Origin of the sequence: Zhouia amylolytica AD3 (genome assembly GCF_000511935.2) — a bacterium.
Classification (GTDB): Bacteria; Bacteroidota; Bacteroidia; order Flavobacteriales; family Flavobacteriaceae; genus Zhouia; species Zhouia amylolytica.
In genome coordinates this window covers 328,534-347,265 of record NZ_AYXY01000001.1, presented here as the reverse complement: position 1 = coordinate 347,265, position 18,732 = coordinate 328,534, and the positions used below count along the sequence as shown (strand labels likewise).

21 protein-coding genes and 4 tRNA genes are annotated in these 18,732 nt (G+C 38.2%); 9 read left to right on the top strand and 16 right to left on the bottom strand.

Translation table 11 applies throughout. The features are described from left to right. Window positions 1-55 precede the first annotated feature (55 nt). The 16 genes from P278_RS01745 to P278_RS01670 all read right to left on the bottom strand — a co-directional run bounded on the left by P278_RS01745 (window position 56) and on the right by P278_RS01670 (window position 10,732). A tRNA-Thr gene (locus tag P278_RS01745) sits at window positions 56-127 on the bottom strand. A 15-nt stretch (window positions 128-142) separates the two neighbouring features. Then, window positions 143-215, bottom strand: a tRNA-Gly gene (locus tag P278_RS01740). 45 nt (window positions 216-260) lie between these two features. Beyond that, a tRNA-Tyr gene (locus P278_RS01735) sits at window positions 261-343 on the bottom strand. 40 nt (window positions 344-383) lie between these two features. Beyond that, a tRNA-Thr gene (locus tag P278_RS01730) sits at window positions 384-457 on the bottom strand. Window positions 458-547: 90 nt separating this feature from the next. Next, window positions 548-850, bottom strand: coding sequence for a ribosome hibernation-promoting factor, HPF/YfiA family (hpf, locus tag P278_RS01725; RefSeq protein WP_038261274.1), 303 nt, complete (start codon window positions 848-850; stop codon window positions 548-550). A 48-nt stretch (window positions 851-898) separates the two neighbouring features. Beyond that, a complete protein-coding gene (locus tag P278_RS01720; RefSeq protein ID WP_038261271.1) occupies window positions 899-1,786 on the bottom strand; it encodes a tyrosine-type recombinase/integrase in 888 nt (295 codons plus the stop codon). A gap of 70 nt (window positions 1,787-1,856) precedes the next feature. Continuing rightward, complete coding sequence (gene rpsU / locus P278_RS01715; protein WP_038261268.1) at window positions 1,857-2,051, bottom strand: 30S ribosomal protein S21; 195 nt, start codon at window positions 2,049-2,051, stop codon at window positions 1,857-1,859. Window positions 2,052-2,137: 86 nt separating this feature from the next. Further along, window positions 2,138-3,277 carry an acyl-CoA dehydrogenase family protein gene (locus P278_RS01710; RefSeq protein WP_038261828.1) on the bottom strand — a complete coding sequence of 380 codons (1,140 nt, stop codon included), beginning with the start codon at window positions 3,275-3,277 and terminating at the stop codon, window positions 2,138-2,140. Window positions 3,278-3,315: 38 nt separating this feature from the next. Next, window positions 3,316-4,179 carry a ComEA family DNA-binding protein gene (locus tag P278_RS01705; protein WP_038261264.1) on the bottom strand — a complete coding sequence of 288 codons (864 nt, stop codon included), beginning with the start codon at window positions 4,177-4,179 and terminating at the stop codon, window positions 3,316-3,318. A gap of 12 nt (window positions 4,180-4,191) precedes the next feature. After that, window positions 4,192-6,291: an amino acid carrier protein gene (locus tag P278_RS01700; protein WP_038261825.1), complete on the bottom strand. Its 2,100-nt coding sequence runs from the start codon at window positions 6,289-6,291 to the stop codon at window positions 4,192-4,194. A 269-nt stretch (window positions 6,292-6,560) separates the two neighbouring features. Beyond that, window positions 6,561-7,583: a potassium channel family protein gene (locus P278_RS01695; protein WP_038261261.1), complete on the bottom strand. Its 1,023-nt coding sequence runs from the start codon at window positions 7,581-7,583 to the stop codon at window positions 6,561-6,563. 5 nt (window positions 7,584-7,588) lie between these two features. Next, window positions 7,589-7,816, bottom strand: a complete 228-nt coding sequence (locus P278_RS01690; protein WP_038261257.1) for a hypothetical protein — start codon at window positions 7,814-7,816, stop codon at window positions 7,589-7,591. Window positions 7,817-7,833: 17 nt separating this feature from the next. Then, window positions 7,834-9,108 carry a DUF2851 family protein gene (locus tag P278_RS01685; protein WP_038261254.1) on the bottom strand — a complete coding sequence of 425 codons (1,275 nt, stop codon included), beginning with the start codon at window positions 9,106-9,108 and terminating at the stop codon, window positions 7,834-7,836. A 66-nt stretch (window positions 9,109-9,174) separates the two neighbouring features. Next, window positions 9,175-9,486, bottom strand: coding sequence for a rhodanese-like domain-containing protein (locus tag P278_RS01680; protein WP_038261251.1), 312 nt, complete (start codon window positions 9,484-9,486; stop codon window positions 9,175-9,177). An 86-nt stretch (window positions 9,487-9,572) separates the two neighbouring features. Then, on the bottom strand, window positions 9,573-10,181 hold the full coding sequence (locus P278_RS01675; RefSeq protein ID WP_038261247.1) for a thioredoxin family protein: 609 nt from the start codon (window positions 10,179-10,181) through the stop codon (window positions 9,573-9,575). A gap of 14 nt (window positions 10,182-10,195) precedes the next feature. Beyond that, on the bottom strand, window positions 10,196-10,732 hold the full coding sequence (locus P278_RS01670) for a TlpA disulfide reductase family protein (protein WP_038261245.1): 537 nt from the start codon (window positions 10,730-10,732) through the stop codon (window positions 10,196-10,198). A 204-nt stretch (window positions 10,733-10,936) separates the two neighbouring features. Between P278_RS01670 and P278_RS01665 the strand changes: the two genes are divergently transcribed. The 9 genes from P278_RS01665 to trpB all read left to right on the top strand — a co-directional run bounded on the left by P278_RS01665 (window position 10,937) and on the right by trpB (window position 18,686). Continuing rightward, window positions 10,937-11,353, top strand: coding sequence for a MarR family winged helix-turn-helix transcriptional regulator (locus P278_RS01665; protein WP_235444230.1), 417 nt, complete (start codon window positions 10,937-10,939; stop codon window positions 11,351-11,353). Window positions 11,354-11,403: 50 nt separating this feature from the next. Further along, window positions 11,404-12,036, top strand: coding sequence for an NAD(P)H-dependent oxidoreductase (locus tag P278_RS01660; protein WP_038261238.1), 633 nt, complete (start codon window positions 11,404-11,406; stop codon window positions 12,034-12,036). Window positions 12,037-12,048: 12 nt separating this feature from the next. Beyond that, window positions 12,049-12,618 carry a YceI family protein gene (locus tag P278_RS01655; RefSeq protein WP_038261236.1) on the top strand — a complete coding sequence of 190 codons (570 nt, stop codon included), beginning with the start codon at window positions 12,049-12,051 and terminating at the stop codon, window positions 12,616-12,618. A gap of 314 nt (window positions 12,619-12,932) precedes the next feature. Beyond that, window positions 12,933-14,333: an anthranilate synthase component I family protein gene (locus tag P278_RS01650; RefSeq protein ID WP_038261234.1), complete on the top strand. Its 1,401-nt coding sequence runs from the start codon at window positions 12,933-12,935 to the stop codon at window positions 14,331-14,333. Window positions 14,334-14,357: 24 nt separating this feature from the next. Further along, window positions 14,358-14,921: an anthranilate synthase component II gene (locus P278_RS01645; protein ID WP_038261231.1), complete on the top strand. Its 564-nt coding sequence runs from the start codon at window positions 14,358-14,360 to the stop codon at window positions 14,919-14,921. A 99-nt stretch (window positions 14,922-15,020) separates the two neighbouring features. Beyond that, a complete protein-coding gene (gene trpD, locus P278_RS01640; RefSeq protein WP_038261228.1) occupies window positions 15,021-16,013 on the top strand; it encodes an anthranilate phosphoribosyltransferase in 993 nt (330 codons plus the stop codon). A 32-nt stretch (window positions 16,014-16,045) separates the two neighbouring features. Next, complete coding sequence (gene trpC, locus P278_RS01635; RefSeq protein ID WP_038261225.1) at window positions 16,046-16,831, top strand: indole-3-glycerol phosphate synthase TrpC; 786 nt, start codon at window positions 16,046-16,048, stop codon at window positions 16,829-16,831. Further along, window positions 16,828-17,508: a phosphoribosylanthranilate isomerase gene (locus P278_RS01630; RefSeq protein ID WP_038261222.1), complete on the top strand. Its 681-nt coding sequence runs from the start codon at window positions 16,828-16,830 to the stop codon at window positions 17,506-17,508. The genes trpC and P278_RS01630 overlap by 4 nt, the downstream gene beginning before the upstream one ends. Then, window positions 17,505-18,686 carry a tryptophan synthase subunit beta gene (gene trpB, locus P278_RS01625; protein WP_038261218.1) on the top strand — a complete coding sequence of 394 codons (1,182 nt, stop codon included), beginning with the start codon at window positions 17,505-17,507 and terminating at the stop codon, window positions 18,684-18,686. The genes P278_RS01630 and trpB overlap by 4 nt, the downstream gene beginning before the upstream one ends. The last annotated feature ends 46 nt before the right edge of the window (window positions 18,687-18,732 follow it).

The window sequence follows — 18,732 nt, the reverse complement described above, 5'->3', positions numbered from 1 at the left end:
ATTTAATAATTTTAATCTTAGTTATATATTAGTGTTCAATAATAAACAACACATGAGCCAACGACGGGATTTGAACCCGTGACCTCTTCCTTACCAAGGAAGCACTCTACCCCTGAGCTACGTCGGCTTGAAAATTTAAAAGAGCGGGAGACGAGATTCGAACTCGCGACATTCAGCTTGGAAGGCTGACGCTCTACCAACTGAGCTACTCCCGCTTATTAAACAAACAACTCAACAATAGAGTCGTTAACATTATTTAGTGGGGAGAGCAGGATTCGAACCTGCGAAGGTAAAAACCAACAGATTTACAGTCTGTCCTCGTTGGCCGCTTGAGTATCTCCCCAAACCATTATTTTAATGAACTTTCTCTTTATTTTCTATTGAGCCGATGGAGGGACTCGAACCCACGACCTGCTGATTACAAATCAGCTGCTCTAGCCAGCTGAGCTACATCGGCAAACACAATAAAAAAGTCCGCTATTTCTAACGGACTGCAAATGTATATATTTTATTTTTTTTTCAAAACAAAATATCTAAAATTTTTATTCTAGATGTGAGCTCTTAACTTTTCTTTACGTTTTACCAACACCCGCTCTAAAGAACTGACAGCACTATCTACCGCCTCCTCAAAAGTCTTACACTGCTTTTTAACCATAAACTCATCTCCCGGGACATGAACTTTAACCTCTACAATTTTATTTTCCTTTTGACTCGTCTTCTGCACTTTAAGGTATACATCCGAATGGACTACCCGATCATAAAAAACCTCTAGCTTATCCATTCTTTTCTGAATGAAATCCACCAACTTTTGGTCTGCTGCAAAATTAACAGATTGAGTGTTTACTTTCATTTCGTTTGATTTTTTAAGGTTAAACAAATAAAACGGGAAGAATTAAATTTAATTGTTTCTGGGGTGTGCTTTTCCATATGCCCTCTTCAACTCCTCTATACTATTGTGCGTATACACCTGAGTCGATGCCAGACTGGAATGCCCCAGTAATTCTTTCACCGCATTTAAATCCGCACCTTTATTTAGTAAATGAGTAGCAAATGTATGTCTGAGAATATGTGGACTCTTTTTTACTTTCGTAGATGCTTTACTAAAATAATTATTTATTACTCTATAAACAAACGTTTCATAAACTTTATAACCCGATTTTAACAAAAATAAAAAGCCTCCTGAATCCGAATGCTCCACAACCCTCTTATGCCTCAAATAACGCTGAAGCGAATCTTCCACAAATGGCAATAAAGGAACATAGCGCTCCTTATTTCTTTTACCCAATACCTTAATAGTTTTCCCCGAGAGATCTAAATCACCTTCCTTTAAATTAATCAACTCCGCCCGCCGTATTCCCGTACCGTAAAACAATTCAATCATTAATCGATCCCTCGTAGCCTCAAACGTATCCTCCGGCGATAAAGATTCAAAAACTTTCATCATCTCCTGTTCAGAAAAAGGAACCTCTACTTTTTTTGATGTTTTAAGAGCCCTGTGTTTGGCTAACGGATGGACCTCTATAACCCCTACTTTAATTAAAAATTTATAGTAAGCTTTTAAAGACGATATCTTTCGGTTAACCGACCTGTTTGCAACACCTCGCTCCACCAATTCAATAATCCAGGAACGAATCTGTGAATAACTCACCATATCGATAACACCTTCTCCAAATGCTTCGCTACAATACGAAGAGAATTCCTCAAGATCATTCAGATAGGCAGTAATAGTATGAACTGAATAGTTCTTTTCTAAAGCAAGATAATCGTGAAATTTTTTAAAAGGCATAAAAAAACCGTTATTAAACAAAGTTAAAAAACTTTGCCCAATAACGGCTTAAACATTTACATCAATAAGACTAAATCTCTTCCTGATCTCTTAATCCCTGAATGTATTGTGCTTTTTGTATTTCAGCTCTTCTTTCAACAGAAGGTTTTGTAAACTGCTGTCTGCCTCTTAGCTGACGCATAGTACCTGTTCTATCGAACTTTCGCTTATAACGCTTTAGCGCTCTGTCTATATTTTCTCCTTCTTTTATTGGTATTACTAGCATGCTCTACACACCTCCTTTCTTTTAGCGCGGCAAATATACTAATTAATCAAAATCGCGCAACTAAAAAAATAAAAAAATAAACTACCCTATTTCAGCAGGTTACGAGAAATTACTAATTTCTGTATTTCCGTGGTTCCCTCACCAATGGTACATAGCTTAGAATCCCTATAAAATTTTTCAACAGGAAAATCTTTCGTATAACCGTACCCACCATGAATCTGAACCGCCTCATTCGACACCTTCACACAAACCTCAGAAGCATACATTTTAGCCATCGCCCCGATCTTAGTCATCTTGCGACCAGCATTTTTTTCAAAAGCAGCTTTGTGCAATAATAGTTCAGAAGCTTCTATTTCAGTAGCCATATCAGCCAACTTAAATGAAATCCCCTGAAATTCCGAGATAGGCTTACCAAATTGCACACGTTCCTTCGAATACTTAAGCGAGGCCTCATAAGCTCCTTTAGCTATCCCAAGAGACAGCGCCCCTATGGAAATACGACCACCATCCAAAACTTTCATGGCCTGTATAAATCCATCACCCACAGCTCCTAATCTATTGGCATCAGGAATTCTACAATCTTGAAAAATCAATTCGGCAGTTTCACTGGCACGCATTCCCAGTTTATTCTCCTTCTTTCCACTTGAAAAACCAGGCGTTCCCTTTTCTATTACAAAAGCCGTCATTCCATGAGAATCACCTTTCTCTCCGGTGCGTACAACAACGACAGCTATGTCACCGGAAATACCGTGAGTAATAAAGTTTTTTGCTCCATTCAACACCCAGGCATCACCATCCTTAACCGCAGTAGTATTCATACCACCTGCATCAGATCCTGTATTGTGCTCCGTAAGCCCCCAGGCTCCTATCCATTCCGCAGTTGCAAGTTTAGGCAACCACTTGGCTTTCTGCTCTTCATTACCAAACTCCAAAATATGATTGGTACATAAAGAATTATGTGCTGCCACCGAAAGACCGATTGCAGGATCCACCTTAGATATCTCCTCTATTATAGCAACATACTCGTGATATGAAAGCCCTGAACCACCATACTGCTCTGGAACCAAAACTCCCATAAAACCCATCTCTCCTGCCTTCTTAAAAACATCAACAGGAAAAACCTGAGACTCATCCCACTCTAATACATAAGGTGCTATATATTGTTTAGCAAAATCTCTGGCCGAATTAGCCACCATTTCTTGCGTTTCGGAATAATCAAAATTCATTGTTTTTGCCAATTCTGTATTCATTGCGTCAATACCTTTTATTCAATCTCCAAATATACTTGAATTAGATTTATTTTTTCTGAAGGAAAACCTTGAATTTTTGTTAATTCCTTTAAATCCCTGATTTTTCCCCTTTTAGTCCGGTAGGCAACAATTGCCCGAGCGCAATCATAGTCAATATACACATTGGAAGCCAATTGCTTAACACTCGCCACATTTATATTGATTTTCCTCACGCCGGAAAGGTCATCAATTTCAAAGGCCTTAATGATTCTCTGAACAACCAAACTATCCAACCCATAAACCTCATACAACTGCGCCTCCTCAACAAAACCTCCTAAAAGAGCTCTGTATTTCACGATACGTTTAGAAAAAACAGCACCCACCCCAAGAACCCGGGTCAAATCAGCAGGAGTCGCTGCATTCAAATCCTGCTTTTGAACTGTTAACTTCAAAGGCCTTTCAATATCCTGACGCTCTCTTAATCTATACGTGTCACTCCATTGTCGAAACTTTAATTGAGAACGTATAGCCAAAACTTTGGAGTCCGAAACTTTGGTAACTTCCTGAAATGCCTCAATCGAGTTCACAAAAGCATTCGTAGCTCTGTAAGCATACAATCTATCCAGGACGTCCGGATCTAATCCCAAAACATAACCGCTATAGTCATCGAGATAATTCGGATCGTATTTATAAAGAATAGCTGAATTCGATGGAGATGCAATAGGCAAAGAATCATGATATAACGACCATGACTCCAAAGGAATGTTCGAAGAAGTCCCCTTCATATATCCTGCGGAAAAGAAATAATAAATTCCCTGAAGGGTAAGAATAATAAGAATCAAAAAAAACATCCCATTTCGTTGGTTTTTATTCAACCTGAAATGGGATGACGTTTTCATATATACTTTTATTTAACTCGCAGCCTGCTGTGTGTCCGGAGTTTCTTTTTGTTGTTGTTTTCTAAAAAGCTTATTGCTCTTCAATTTAGCCCAATACTCATTTAAGTCTTTTCGTACCTCACCACTCATTATATAAAGACCGATAATGTTCGGGAACGACATGGCAAGAATCATCATATCTGAGAAGTCAAGGACAGCCCCTAAACTCACTGATGCACCGACCACTACAAACACTAAAAATAAAAGCTTGTACGCCAATTCCGTACGTTTACTCTTTCCAAATAAATAAGTCCAGGCTCTCATCCCGTAATACGACCATGAAATCATAGTAGAGAAAGCAAATAAGAACACTGCAATAGCCAACACGTAAGGGAACCACGATATTACACTACCAAATGCAGTTGATGTCAATTCGGCCCCGGCTACCCCGGTAACTTCATGCATCCCTGTAAAAATAAGCACTAAAGCAGTTAAGGTACAAACTACAACAGTATCTATAAAAGGCTCTAATAAAGCCACAAACCCTTCAGATGGTGGATGGTTTGTTTTAGCAGTACTATGCGCAATTGCCGCCGATCCAACTCCAGCTTCGTTCGAGAATGCCGCACGTTGAAAACCTACGATCAATACACCTATAAATCCACCTTTAAGTGCACTAGGACTGAAAGCTCCATCTATAATGGCCGAAATTGCTGGACCTACGTTTTTAATATTGAATATTATAACCGCTAAGGCACCCAAAACATAAACAGCTGCCATAAACGGAACAATTTTACCTGTTACATTTGCAATACTCTTGATTCCACCAATAATTACAACACCTACAAGAATCATCACGATTAATCCAAAATAGAATCCGTTACCCTCTAAAGCTGGTAATTGACTGGAAAGAATTGCAAATGATTGGTTTGCCTGAAACATATTTCCGCCTCCAAAAGAAGCCCCAACACATAACACGGCAAAAATTCCGGCTAGCACTTTTCCAAACCCTTTAAGGTTTTTCTTTTCAAGACCATAACGAAGATAGTTCATCGGTCCTCCAAATACTCTTCCATCAGGAAGTATATCTCTGTATTTCACACCTAAGGTACACTCTACAAACTTAGATGACATCCCTAGCAATCCTGCAAGAATCATCCAGAAAGTAGCTCCGGCTCCCCCTAAGGATATCGCCACCGCAACCCCGGCTATATTTCCTAATCCAACGGTAGCTGAAACTGCGGTAGCCAATGCCTGGAAATGCGTAATCTGTCCAGGTGCATTAGGATCATCAAATTTACCTTTTGCTAAGTCAAGTGAATGCCTGAAACCTCTTATGTTGATGAATCCCATTCTGAGTGTAAAGAAGGTAGCTCCTAAAACTAACCATACTACGATAAATGGAATACTGCTGGTTTGCTTATCACCATTAGGATGCAACAATGGCACCTTTTCATCATATTCTATTTTTGCAAAAACATCCGCGTTAGTTTCAATAACATGCTCTGGGTTGTCTGCATTGTAAATAATTTGACCTTCCTTCACAAGGTGATTCAACTTTCCACTTACACTAGCCGTTACTGTTTCATCTTCTCCGGTACGTTTGGAAACAATGGCAATTTCATCACCTTTATTTACATGAACCCCTTCATTGATCAACCACTTCTTTAAAGTATATTTATTCGTGGTTCGCGCATTCCAACTTGGTATACCTACCATTTTAGCATCAGCATATTTCACCGGATCATAAATTCCAATGGCCGCAAATGGATCCCAAAACAAGACCGAGCCAAGCGCTGCTACTGCCGGTGTCATCGTACTATTAAAAACCTCAGTTATCGCCCTGGTAGGCACTTCATACTCCTTGGTTACCGAAAGCCCATTAGCATCTGTTACCGTAACTGAATAGGGCACTCCCTCCGTTAATCCGGAAGCAATATTAGACTTTAATGAGGTCGATTGATTACTCCACTTGTAGGTATAAGGCTCTTGCCCTCCTTCTACTTTAATAGATATTTGTCCGTCATTTATAATTTTGGAAGGGTTATCTATTGTCTCCGTTACCGTTAGTTCTTGCGCAAAAGAAAAAGCGGTCACAGTTAACATTATTAGCAAGAGAAAAGGTTTCTTCATAATGTAATTTTTCGTTAATTTTAGGTTAGGATTTGTTAAACAGGACGCCAATATCTTAAAAAATATCATCCAAGACAAATTTTAAGTGTTATAACTAAAGCCCCTTTACATTGAAAATCAATTCAAACAACTCGAGAATTCACTGATTGAAAACCTTAAAACGCCTGCAACCTCACTGATTCTACCTTCGAATAGAAAGCTATTTATAAGTTACTTTCAACAAGATAAAAACAAGTTACCTGGTTATGTCGATAAGGAACAACAGTGTACTACACAAAGCTTTCTTTTATATTAAACATTTCATTGAGCTTCTTTATTTGCTCCGGTCTGCCCAATACCACCAATTTGCAATTAGGAAGCAATTTTGTATCGCCCTCAGGATTAATAATAAAGTCTCCTGAAGCTTCCTTATACCCAATCACCGTACACCCGGTTACACTTCGCAAATTCAAATCTATAAGTGATTTATACTTGTATTTTTCAGGCAGATCATCCATAGAAACTTCTTCTAAAGTAATGGTATCCTTCCCCTCAATAGCTAGTTGTCGAACAAATTCAACCAGATCGGGTAACACGACCAAAGAAGCCATATGATCTCCCCCTATCTTATCCGGCATTATGGTCCTGTCAGCTCCGGCAAGGGTTAACTTCCGTTGCGACGACTCTTCAGAAGCCCGGCTGATGATGTTTAACCCCTTATTAAGCTGACGAGCCGATAACACCACAAAAAGGTTGTCGGCATCATTCGGCAAGGCAGTTATCAATACCTGGGCTTTTTCTATTCCGGCTTCAAGCAACACCTCATCTTCATTAGCATTCCCCAGAATAAACAAAACCTGATCATCCTGCTCCTTTTCTATAACTTCCTCATTACTCTCTATCACAACAAATGGTTTCTTATATCGCAATAACTTAAGAGCCGCTTGTTTTCCATTTCTACCATAACCACATATGATAACATGGTCTTTGAGTTGATTGATTTTTCGTTTCATCTTTCTAAGTTTTATTTGCTGAACCGTACTCCTAACCAATAGAAATTCTGTAATAATTGATATGGCAAAAGCAAAAATGAATACACTGGATATAATTAAAATTATAGTAAAAATTTTTGCTTCCCCATCCAAAGGCCTAACCTCACTAAATCCAACAGTTGTAACGGTGATAACCGTCATATAAACCGCATCGATCCAGTTGTATTCCCCAAAATAACGGTATCCAAAAATCCCAAATAGAAAAACAAACACCAGTAGTGCAATAGCGATATAGAATTTCGACCTGAAGAGTTTAAACATAAATCCTATAAATCAAAAACAGACGTACGCTTGGTATAAACTAAATCTTTTAAACGCAACCAAAACGCGAGATTTAAATACACAATAAACCAAACCCCCAGCGTTGCAAAGGAGGCATAGATAAAAAACAATCTTACATTCTTAGCCTTAACTCCCATCTTTTCAGCCAGACGAGAGGAAACTTCAAATCCGTGTTTTTCAAAAAAATAACGTATGTTGCTTATGTTGTTCATCGTGGTAAATATAATAACTATTCGTTAATTAATTTATTTCCTACCTCACATTGAAGACATTTATTCTTCCTGCAGTACTCAGTATACAACTGTAAAAGCGATTGACTCCTGAATGCATTGGGTACCTTAACTCCTAATTGGGCAAACTTGACTATTATAGAATTCTTTTCAGGAAGAAGTGCCTCCATCAATCCGATAAGGTCCTCATCAAAAGACGCACCTGCATATTGGGCATATTTAAATTTCAAAGGAATGACCGTGTTGATAATAATAAGATCTATAAATGCCTTGGAAGTCCTTTTTTTGGATTTCTTAGATGAAGGTTTGTCAAAAGTATAATGTGTATCCCAGTAAGGACCGGCAACGACATCAAATAATTCATAAAAGGCCTCTTTCGTGTTTGAATCCATAATCTTTGAAAACAGATGCACCTCCTTACTATATAAATGAGCAATTTGAGACAATCGAATCGTTGGAAAGTTCAGCGGACGAAGCCTGTGAAATTTAGGGGCGATAACAGCGCCTGAACTTAAACCATATTTACGCTGCTGAAAGCAAAACAACTTCTTTAAATCTCTAAAATAAGTATCGCTATATTCCCCTTCCAATAATCCTGTCATTCCAAATAAGAATGACTCAAATGCTGTATAATCATTTTGCATTTTTCGGATTATCCTGTGATTAACTGCCGTAGCAACACTTTCAAATGAATCGGCATTTATAGCGTATCCAAAGTTACGCATTAAAACACGAAACAAAGTTGCCTCCCAATCATTGCCATTCTGCTGCAGACAACCTTCAATGAATGCAGATTTCGATTGTAACCGCGTAAAAAAAAGACGTTCAAGCCAACGCCCCCATAAAAAGTGATCAATCTCATGAATACGAGTCTCGCAATTAATAAATTGCTTTTGAGTCCTCATAAGTCTCTCGTAATTGCTAAGAGTAACAAAACCAATCAAAGGCTTCATTACAAGTACAGGAATAATTCGTCCATCATAGGAATAAACCACCACGTCATCTTCCCAGACCACATGTAAAATCACATTTTGATAGTTGTAATCTTTTTCATGACCATGTACATACCAATCAGATGCATTTACATGTATCTCCACATTCCCTGCCCATAGCTGACCATCTATTTCAATCTTTGCATTAAAAAAATCCGGACCTGCATCATGGTTGTGAACACCTACCGATATAACCCTGATTCGGCCATTTGTCGCATGGTACACTCCATTCAAATCAAACTTCCTTAACTTCCATATATAATGCAAGAACTGCTCATTCATGCATTGAAAATAAAAAATCCCGTTTAAAAAACGAGATTTTTTGTAAGAAAATTTTTATATTTTAACTTATTCCACTACTTCTCCTTCCCATTCATTAAATCCGCCAAGCAAGTTGTAAGTACTTTCAAATCCTAACCGTCCCATTAAGGTACAAGCCTGACCGCTTCTATTTCCCGAACGACAATACACATAGTAATTCTTAGACTTATCAAGCTTCTCAACCTCATCAATAAACCCTTGACCCATATAAATATCAATATGTACAGAATTAGGAATATACCCATCCTCTACCTCTTCATCAGTTCTTACATCAAGGATAACAGCGTTATCATCTTTCTCTAATTGTTCTACCCACTCTTGTTGTGTTAAATCTGCCATTTTTTATTTTTTTTCAAATGTAATATTTATCTATAAAAAAACCGAGATGTTACATCCCGGATCTATTAAATTCATTTATCTATTTATTAAACCTTTATCGCACAGCCAATAGCCTTGGTGGTTGTTATCTTAATTTCCTCACCTGCCAACATAGCCTCAACAGCATCCTCGACATATTTCGTCTCCACCTGGGAAGCATCTTGATAATTATCATCAATGGCCCCAATATACCTAACTAAATATCCTTTAGAAGTATTCTCTAATAAAAATACGTGAGGAGTTCTGGTAGCACCGTACTGCGGAAAAATATCCTGCTCTTCATCCAACAAATAAGGAAAAGTAAACCCCTTATTCGCTGCTCTCTTTTTCATTTGATCAAAACCATCTCTTGGTTGAAGTTCCGGATTATTCGGGTTAATCGCTATAACAGGTACCCCGAGCGATTTAAATTTCTTGTCCAAAGCAATAATGCGATCTTCATAAGCAACAGCATACGGACAACTATTACAGGTGAAAATTACCAGGAAACCCTTGGCTTCTTTATAATCTTTTAAAGAAACCTTTTTCCCATCGATATTTTTTAATTCGAAATCAGTAGCATAATCCCCAATTCCATACCCCGAATCATTAATCGTAAATGCACTCGTTATAAATACTAATAAAATGAGTGAAATGGTTTTTATTGAAGTCTTCATAATCTAAAATGTGGTTATTCGTTTATAAGCTGGTCGATATTCGCTTTCAATGCTTCATAAGTCATAGTATCCTCAAAAAACAATCTTTTATCCTTCGTATAAATAATCGTAGCCGGAATGGCGCCACTCCATTCAGCATTTACTTTGGGAATCCATACGTTTTGCTTCGGATCATCCAGCAATACAACTTTCGATTGTAAATCGTGTTCTTTGACAAAAGGAATAAGGTTGGTTCGCAACATCGTTGGAAAATCTAAACTCACCAACACTACCTCCACATCTTTATCCTTATATTCCTTTAAGATCTTTTCAAAACCAGGCAACTCCTCTACACATGGCTTACACCAGGTGGCCCAAAAGTTTATAACGTAAATTTTGTCATCTTTAATATGTAAGTAAGGCTCTAATTCATCAAAATTATAAGTCTTAACCGACAAACTATTTGCATCAGCCGCCAAATCAGCAATGGCAACATCCTTGTTTTGATATTGTCCTAAACCCTTGTTTACTATTAAAAATACAAAAAATAAAAAAACAACTCCATTTTTCATCAATACTATAATTTAATTTATGCCAATAGCACACAATTTGATTATATCTCACCTACAAAATAAAGACATAGAATATCAACACATTACCTCTTTAACAAAAATTTATCACCACAACACTTGTATATACAAATATTTACATTACATTTGTACCAACAAATTTTGTCAATACAATTGAAGATAGAGGAAATCATAAAAACAGAAACAATGTCTGACCACACAAAAGCGGTAGTCAATTTGGTTTATACAGCAAATATTATAAGTGATAAAATAACAGATGCACTTAAACCATTTGACGTTTCCACTCCTCAATTCAATGTGCTGAGAATACTCAGAGGTCAAAAAGGAAAACCGGCGAACCTCTCGACCATCCAGGAAAGAATGATTCACAAAATGAGCAACACGACTCGTTTGGTCGATAAACTAATTGATAAAAATTTTGTAAAACGTCATACCTGCGAACAAAACAGAAGAAAAGTAGAGATCTTTATCACTAACGATGGACTGAACGCTTTAATTGAAATGGATAAAGCAGTATGCGAAGCCGAACAGCAGATAATTGTCGAATTAAGTAAAGAAGAACTTAACACCCTCAATAACCTGCTGGACAAACTTAGAGTATAAAAAAATTTAAATAAACATTTGTACATACAATTATAGTAAACACAATTATCATGAGTAATATCATTGAAAATCTTAAATGGAGATATGCGACTAAAAAATTTGATCCGTCAAAGAAAATTAGTCCCCAGGATTTAGAAACACTAAAGGAAGCTATTCAGTTATCCGCTTCATCATACGGATTACAACCATACCAGGTGCTAATCATTGAAGATCAGGAAATCCGTGAAAAGTTAAAGCCGGCAGCTTGGAACCAAACCCAAATAACTGACGCATCGCATTTGGTTGTATTCGCCAATAAGGTTAACTTAAGTCCAAAAGACACTGAAGCCTATATGAATAATATCAGTGCTACCAGAAACATTCCGGTAGATAGCCTTAACGGTTTTAGCGAAATGATAAATGGGGTGGTAAACAGTCTTCCTGAAGACGCGAAGGCAGTTTGGACTTCTAAACAAACCTACATCGCTTTAGGTAATCTATTAGCTGCCGCCGCCGAACTCAAAATAGACTCATGTCCTATGGAAGGCTTTGAAGCAGATAAGTTCAATGAAATTCTCGGACTGAATGAAAAAGGGTTAAACGCAGCCGTAATTGCACCGGTAGGTTACAGAAGTGAAGATGACAATACCCAGGAATATATAAAAGTAAGAAAACCAAAAACAGAATTATTTACAACAATTTAAAACACGAACAAAATGAAAAATTTATTAGCCATTACCTTAGCTTTAGTAGTTGGAACTGCTTCTGCTAATTCAATCGAAACTGAGAAAAAAAGTGTAAATGCAGAAAAAAGTACCGTAACCTGGAAAGGATATAAGGTTACCGGTTCTCATGAGGGAACCGTAGCACTAAAGGATGGTCACTTAGAATTCGACGGTGACAAACTTACCGGAGGAGAATTTGTAGTTAATATGACTACCATAGAGTCTACCGACCTTGAAGGAGAATGGAAAACAAAATTAGACGGACACTTAAAATCAGATGATTTCTTCGGTGTTGAAAATCACCCGACCTCTACTTTAGTATTTAAAAATGTAAAGGCTACTGGTAAAAACTCATACGAAGTTACCGGAGACCTGACGATAAAAGGAATTACAAACCCCGTAACCTTCGATGTATCTGTTTATGGCAGCAAAGCAACTGCAACCCTTAAAATAGACAGAAGTAAATACAATGTTAAGTATGGTTCAGGTAGCTTTTTTGACAACCTGGGAGATAAAACCATATATGACGAATTTGACTTGGTTGTTGATTTAGAGTTCTAGACAATCAAAGGTGGTTGGTTTGAAAGCTTCACTTTATTCGTATAGTGGAGCTTTCTCTTTTTGTAACAGCTTCATACTTCTTTTGTTATTTTTTTAAAACCCGTTTGAAAATTAAAATTTCATTTCTATATTTGACCCCATATTCAAAACGAGAATGAACAATATTTTAAACAATACTTGGTGGTGGATCAACTTACGTCAGACGTCGTGAGAGGCACCGCTATAGTATAAATTAAAACTTAATATACAAAAAGGCTTGTCAAACACGACAAGCCTTTTTTGATTTTAAAAACATTTGAAATTCATTAAACCACATGAAAACATATAACTTAACAACGCATTACAAACAAATACTTGCCGATACCATTACCCCGGTGAGTGTCTACCTTAAAATAAGAGATCGATACCCAAATAGTATCTTGCTCGAAAGTAGCGACTATCATGCTAACGATAATAGTTTTTCATATATATGCTTCAATCCGATTGCCTCGATTAATGTGGCCAATGAAATCATTACCAAACAATACCCGGACGGCACAAGCGAAGAAATAGCAATCGACAAGCAAATAAATGTCCCGCAGGCCATAGAAGAGTTTGCGCAACAATTCAAAGCAGAAAAAAACGGATTCAAATTTATAAATAACGGACTGTTCGGATATATAGCTCACGATGCCGTTCGTTACTTCGAACAAGTCGATATTACGCAAAAAGAAGACCACCTCAATATCCCAGATATCTATTATGCTATTTATCAAAACATCATAGCTATCAACCATTTTAAAAATGAGGCCTATATATTTGCTCATTGTTACAATTCAGAAAATAACATCCCGCAAATAGAACAACTGTTAAGTTCGAAGAACTTTGCAACCTATAACTTCAATAAAGAAGGTGACCCGGTTTCAAACCTTACCGATAATGAATACAAAGAACATGTAGAACTAGCCAAAAAACATTGTGCCCGTGGCGATGTATTTCAACTGGTGCTAAGTAAGCGTTTCTCACAAAAATTTAAAGGAGATGAATTTAACGTTTACCGAGCCTTGAGAAGTATTAACCCTTCCCCTTACCTGTTTTACTTCGATTACGGAAACTTTAAAATCTTCGGAAGCTCTCCGGAAGCACAACTGGTCATAAAAGGTAATAAAGCCGAAATTCATCCGATAGCAGGTACCTTCAAACGTACCGGGAATGATGAAAAAGATTCTGAATTAGCCAAAAAGCTGGCTAAGGACGAAAAGGAGAACAGCGAACATGTCATGCTTGTTGACCTTGCCAGAAACGACCTGAGCCGACACGGAAATAACGTAAAAGTTGAAACATACCGAGAAGTTCAATTCTTTTCGCATGTCATTCACCTGGTTTCCAAGGTTACTGCAAAGAAAAAACCAGATACCCCGACTATGCAAGTCGTAGCCGATACATTTCCGGCAGGAACCTTAAGTGGAGCACCAAAACATATGGCACTGCAACTCATAGATAAGTATGAAACCATCAACAGAAACTTCTATGGAGGAGCTATTGGCTTTATGGATTTTCACGGCAACTTTAATCATGCCATCATGATCAGAACATTTCTAAGTAAAAATCACGAATTACACTATCAGGCAGGCGCCGGACTCGTTTCAGCATCCAACCCTGAAAGCGAATTACAAGAAGTCTATAACAAACTTGGTGCCCTGAACAAAGCACTCGATATGGCAGAAAGCATTTAACACAACTACTGAATACACATTCAAATGAAAAAGATATTAGTCATCGATAATTACGATAGTTTTACTTACAACCTGGTACACTACCTGGAGGACCTCGATTGTGAAGTAATCGTAAAACGAAATGATCAGCTTACCCTGGAAGAAGTAGAACCCTTCGAAAAAATTGTTTTATCACCAGGACCGGGTATACCCGATGAAGCAGGGCTTTTGAAATCAATCATAAAAAAATATGCTCCCACAAAAAGTATCTTTGGAGTATGCCTGGGAATGCAAGCCATAGGAGAGGTTTTTGGAGGAAAATTAATCAACCTCGATAAAGTATATCACGGGGTGTCTACCAAAGTCACCGTAGTCGAAGATGATCTGCTTTTTAATGACCTTCCCAAAGAGTTTGAAGCAGGTCGATATCATAGCTGGGTAGTTGACCCTAATCTGCCCGATGTACTGAAACCAACATCTTATGATGAAAACGGACAAGTAATGTCATTAAGACATATCGAATACGATGTCTCAGGAGTCCAATACCATCCTGAGTCGGTTCTAACGCCTCATGGTAAAAAAATACTGGAAAACTGGGTAAAGTCTTAACAACGGTTTCCTGTTAATTATTGCTGAAAAAGGAACCCCGATAAGCTTAAACAAAACAGAATATACCCATAGTAACTATGGGATGATAATGAAGAAAACATGAAAGAAATACTAAACCGACTTATTAACCACGAAACCATTTCAAAAGGTGAAGCTAAAAATGTACTGGTAAACATTTCCAAAGGAGCATACAACACCAGTCAGATTGCAGCCTTTCTAACCGTTTATATGATGCGTAGCATTACCATCGAAGAACTGGAAGGATTTCGTGATGCACTATTGGAACTTTGTGTTCCAGTCGACCTCAGCGAATTTAATACCATTGATATTGTAGGGACAGGCGGCGACGGAAAAGACACCTTTAACATTTCGACCCTATCCTCTTTTATCACTGCTGGTGCAGGTATTAAAGTAGCTAAACACGGTAATTATGGGGTGTCCTCCAAATGTGGATCCAGTAACGTAATGGAATACCTGGGTATTAAATTCACAAGCGATCAGGATTTCATAAAAAGATCTGTAGATCAGGCCGGGATTACCATATTACACGCTCCGCTCTTTCACCCCGCTATGAAAAACGTAGCTCCTATACGCAGAGAACTAGCCGTGAAAACCTTTTTTAACATGCTGGGCCCCATGGTGAATCCTTCATTCCCTAAAAATCAATTATTAGGGGTTTTCAATTTAGAACTGGCAAGAATGTATAGTTACCTCTATCAAAACACCGATAAAAAATACAATATCATTCATGCCCTCGATGGATATGATGAAATTTCATTAACAGGAGCCACTAAAGCGATCGGAAACCAAACAGAGAAAATGATCACCCCTGAAGACTTTGAAGTAAATGCCGTGGCAGCATCCGACATCTATGGTGGTGGCAGCATCGAAGAATCAGCTAAAATCTTCATGAACATCCTTGAAGGTAAAGGAACCGAAGCACAAAACAATGTGGTATGTGCCAATGCTGGTATGGCCATTGCAACGGTAAACGACCTATCACCTGTTGAAGGTTTTCATACGGCAAAAGAAAGCTTGATGGCCGGAAATGGATTAAAGGTTTTGAAGACCCTGCAAGAATTAAGTAAGTGATAGGAGTCGGAAGTCAATAATAACAACAACACATGAATATATTAGACAAAATAGTCATTGATAAAAGAAAGGAAGTCGATTTGAAAAAGCGCCTGATTCCTGTTTGGCAACTGGAAGCATCAGTGCTATTCGAAAGACCATGTAATTCGCTGGCAACACTTCTCAAAACGAGTAAAACCGGAATTATAGCCGAACACAAAAGACGCTCACCTTCTAAATCCGTTATTAACCAAAAAGTTAGTGTCGCTGAAGTTGCTGAAGGCTATAGTAATGCGGGCGTATGCGGAATGTCCGTTCTTACCGATGGTAAATATTTCGGAGGATCCCTGGACGACCTCTTATTAGCCCGGGCATCAGTAAACACTCCTTTGCTAAGAAAAGAATTCATTATCGACGAATACCAGCTTATTGAAGCCAAAGCCCATGGTGCAGATGTTATTCTTCTGATTGCGGCCATCCTGAATAGAAATGAAATATCAACACTTTCTAAGCTCGCTAAAGACCTGGGATTAGATGTTCTTTTAGAAGTTCATAATGAAGAAGAATTACATAAATCCATCATGCCTACCCTTGACATGCTCGGTGTAAACAACCGAAACCTTAAAACCTTCGATGTCACTATTGAAACCAGTAAAAAGCTATCCGCTTTAATCCCTGATGAATTTGTGAAGGTTTCAGAAAGCGGTATCAGCGCGATCGAACCCATCAAAGAATTACAGGAGTATGGCTATCAAGGATTTTTAATCGGGGAAAACTTTATGAAAACCGAAAACCCTGGCCAAAGTGCCTATGAATTTATTAAAGCCCTTGAGAAATGAAACTGAAAGTTTGTGGAATGAAATATCCGGATAACATGACAGCCGTTGCTGCTTTGCAACCAGACTATCTTGGCTATATTTTTTATAGTAAATCTTCCAGGTATTTCGATAGATCAATACCTAATTTTTCTGATAACATTCAAAAAGTCGGAGTATTTGTTGATGCATCAGAAGCATATATTTCAAATAAAATCAATGAATATGAACTCAATGCAATCCAACTTCACGGTAACGAAACTCCCGAATTTTGTAAAGAGTTAAAAAACAAACTCGCATCCGAAAGCAAGTCAGGAGCACCTTCCCTCATCAAGGTATTTTCCATAAAAGACACTTTCGATTTTAATGTCCTGAAGGCCTATGAACCTTATGTCGATTACTTTCTTTTTGACACAAAAGGAAAACTGCCGGGGGGCAACGGCTATACCTTCGATTGGTCGGTTTTAAAACAATACCCCTCACAAAAACCCTACTTCCTAAGCGGAGGAATCGGTCTGAATGAAATTGACGAGGTACTGTCATTTCTTGGCAGAGAGGAGTCAAAATATTGCTATGCCATCGATGTGAATAGCAAATTTGAAATTGCTCCCGGACAAAAAAACATAGAACAACTAAAACAATTTAAAGATAAATTAGGTGACTTCTTAAAAAGCCACCAAAATGAAAACACAAAGCAATGAGTTATCACGTTAACGAAAAAGGATATTATGGAGAGTTCGGAGGAGCATTTATTCCTGAAATGCTGTATCCGAATGTAGAAGAGTTGCGTCAACAGTATTTAAAAGTAATGGATGAACCTTCATTTAAAGAAGAATTCAATCAATTATTAAAAGATTACGTTGGTCGCCCGTCACCCCTGTACTTCGCTAAGCGAATGTCTGAAAAGTATGGAGCAAAAATTTATCTAAAAAGAGAAGACCTCAACCATACCGGTGCACATAAAATCAATAATACCATCGGACAAATCCTCATGGCAAAGCGACTGGGTAAAACCCGTATTATTGCAGAAACCGGGGCTGGTCAGCACGGCGTAGCAACGGCTACCGTGTGTGCCTTAATGGGATTGGAGTGTATTGTCTATATGGGAGAAATTGATATTGCAAGACAAGCACCCAATGTGGCGCGTATGAAAATGCTTGGAGCCGAAGTACGTCCGGCATTATCAGGAAGCCGTACCCTGAAGGACGCTACCAATGAAGCGATCCGTGATTGGATCAACAATCCGGTGAACACCCATTATATTATCGGTTCTGCAATCGGACCCCATCCGTATCCAGACATGGTAACCCGCTTTCAAAGCGTAATTTCAGCTGAAATTAAAACCCAGCTGAAAGAAAAAGAAGGTCGCGAAAATCCCGATTACGTGGTAGCATGTATTGGTGGAGGAAGTAATGCAGCCGGTACCTTTTACCACTTCTTAGACGAAGAAGAAGTAGGTATCATTGCAGTCGAAGCAGCCGGAAAAGGAGTTCATTCAGGAGAAAGTGCTGCAACCTCAGTACTAGGCCATAAAGGAATCATTCATGGGTGTAAAACTTTGTTAATGCAAACAGACGACGGACAAATAACAGAGCCTTATTCAATTTCTGCAGGTTTGGATTATCCGGGCGTCGGACCTATGCATTCTCATTTGTACGCAACAGGCAGAGCCGAATTTAAAGCTATTACCGATGCAGATGCCATGAAGGCAGGTCTGGAATTATGCAAGTTGGAAGGTATTATCCCTGCCATCGAAACCAGCCATGCACTTGCCATTTTCGAGAACACAAAATTTAAACCTGATGATATCATAGTGGTAGCACTATCAGGAAGAGGAGACAAAGATTTAAATACATACATTGATTACTTTGGTTTATAAAGAAGAACACTCATGTTTATCATGAGGTTCAAAAATCAATGATCAA

Bases quoted from the DNA above. Each gene is read 5' to 3' on its own strand.
- P278_RS01675 (WP_038261247.1), bottom strand. From the start codon at position 10,181: ATGAAGACTTCAATAAAAACCATTTCACTCATTTTATTAGTATTTATA.
- P278_RS01690 (WP_038261257.1), bottom strand. From the start codon at position 7,816: ATGAACAACATAAGCAACATACGTTATTTTTTTGAAAAACACGGATTT.
- P278_RS01670 (WP_038261245.1), bottom strand. From the start codon at position 10,732: ATGAAAAATGGAGTTGTTTTTTTATTTTTTGTATTTTTAATAGTAAAC.
- P278_RS01655 (WP_038261236.1), top strand. From the start codon at position 12,049: ATGAAAAATTTATTAGCCATTACCTTAGCTTTAGTAGTTGGAACTGCT.
- P278_RS01665 (WP_235444230.1), top strand. From the start codon at position 10,937: ATGTCTGACCACACAAAAGCGGTAGTCAATTTGGTTTATACAGCAAAT.
- rpsU (WP_038261268.1), bottom strand. From the start codon at position 2,051: ATGCTAGTAATACCAATAAAAGAAGGAGAAAATATAGACAGAGCGCTA.
- trpD (WP_038261228.1), top strand. From the start codon at position 15,021: ATGAAAGAAATACTAAACCGACTTATTAACCACGAAACCATTTCAAAA.
- P278_RS01660 (WP_038261238.1), top strand. From the start codon at position 11,404: ATGAGTAATATCATTGAAAATCTTAAATGGAGATATGCGACTAAAAAA.
- P278_RS01720 (WP_038261271.1), bottom strand. From the start codon at position 1,786: ATGCCTTTTAAAAAATTTCACGATTATCTTGCTTTAGAAAAGAACTAT.
- P278_RS01630 (WP_038261222.1), top strand. From the start codon at position 16,828: ATGAAACTGAAAGTTTGTGGAATGAAATATCCGGATAACATGACAGCC.
- P278_RS01685 (WP_038261254.1), bottom strand. From the start codon at position 9,108: ATGAATGAGCAGTTCTTGCATTATATATGGAAGTTAAGGAAGTTTGAT.
- P278_RS01695 (WP_038261261.1), bottom strand. From the start codon at position 7,583: ATGTTTAAACTCTTCAGGTCGAAATTCTATATCGCTATTGCACTACTG.
- P278_RS01680 (WP_038261251.1), bottom strand. From the start codon at position 9,486: ATGGCAGATTTAACACAACAAGAGTGGGTAGAACAATTAGAGAAAGAT.
- trpB (WP_038261218.1), top strand. From the start codon at position 17,505: ATGAGTTATCACGTTAACGAAAAAGGATATTATGGAGAGTTCGGAGGA.
- trpC (WP_038261225.1), top strand. From the start codon at position 16,046: ATGAATATATTAGACAAAATAGTCATTGATAAAAGAAAGGAAGTCGAT.
- P278_RS01710 (WP_038261828.1), bottom strand. From the start codon at position 3,277: ATGAATTTTGATTATTCCGAAACGCAAGAAATGGTGGCTAATTCGGCC.
- P278_RS01705 (WP_038261264.1), bottom strand. From the start codon at position 4,179: ATGAAAACGTCATCCCATTTCAGGTTGAATAAAAACCAACGAAATGGG.
- P278_RS01700 (WP_038261825.1), bottom strand. From the start codon at position 6,291: ATGAAGAAACCTTTTCTCTTGCTAATAATGTTAACTGTGACCGCTTTT.
- P278_RS01650 (WP_038261234.1), top strand. From the start codon at position 12,933: ATGAAAACATATAACTTAACAACGCATTACAAACAAATACTTGCCGAT.
- hpf (WP_038261274.1), bottom strand. From the start codon at position 850: ATGAAAGTAAACACTCAATCTGTTAATTTTGCAGCAGACCAAAAGTTG.
- P278_RS01645 (WP_038261231.1), top strand. From the start codon at position 14,358: ATGAAAAAGATATTAGTCATCGATAATTACGATAGTTTTACTTACAAC.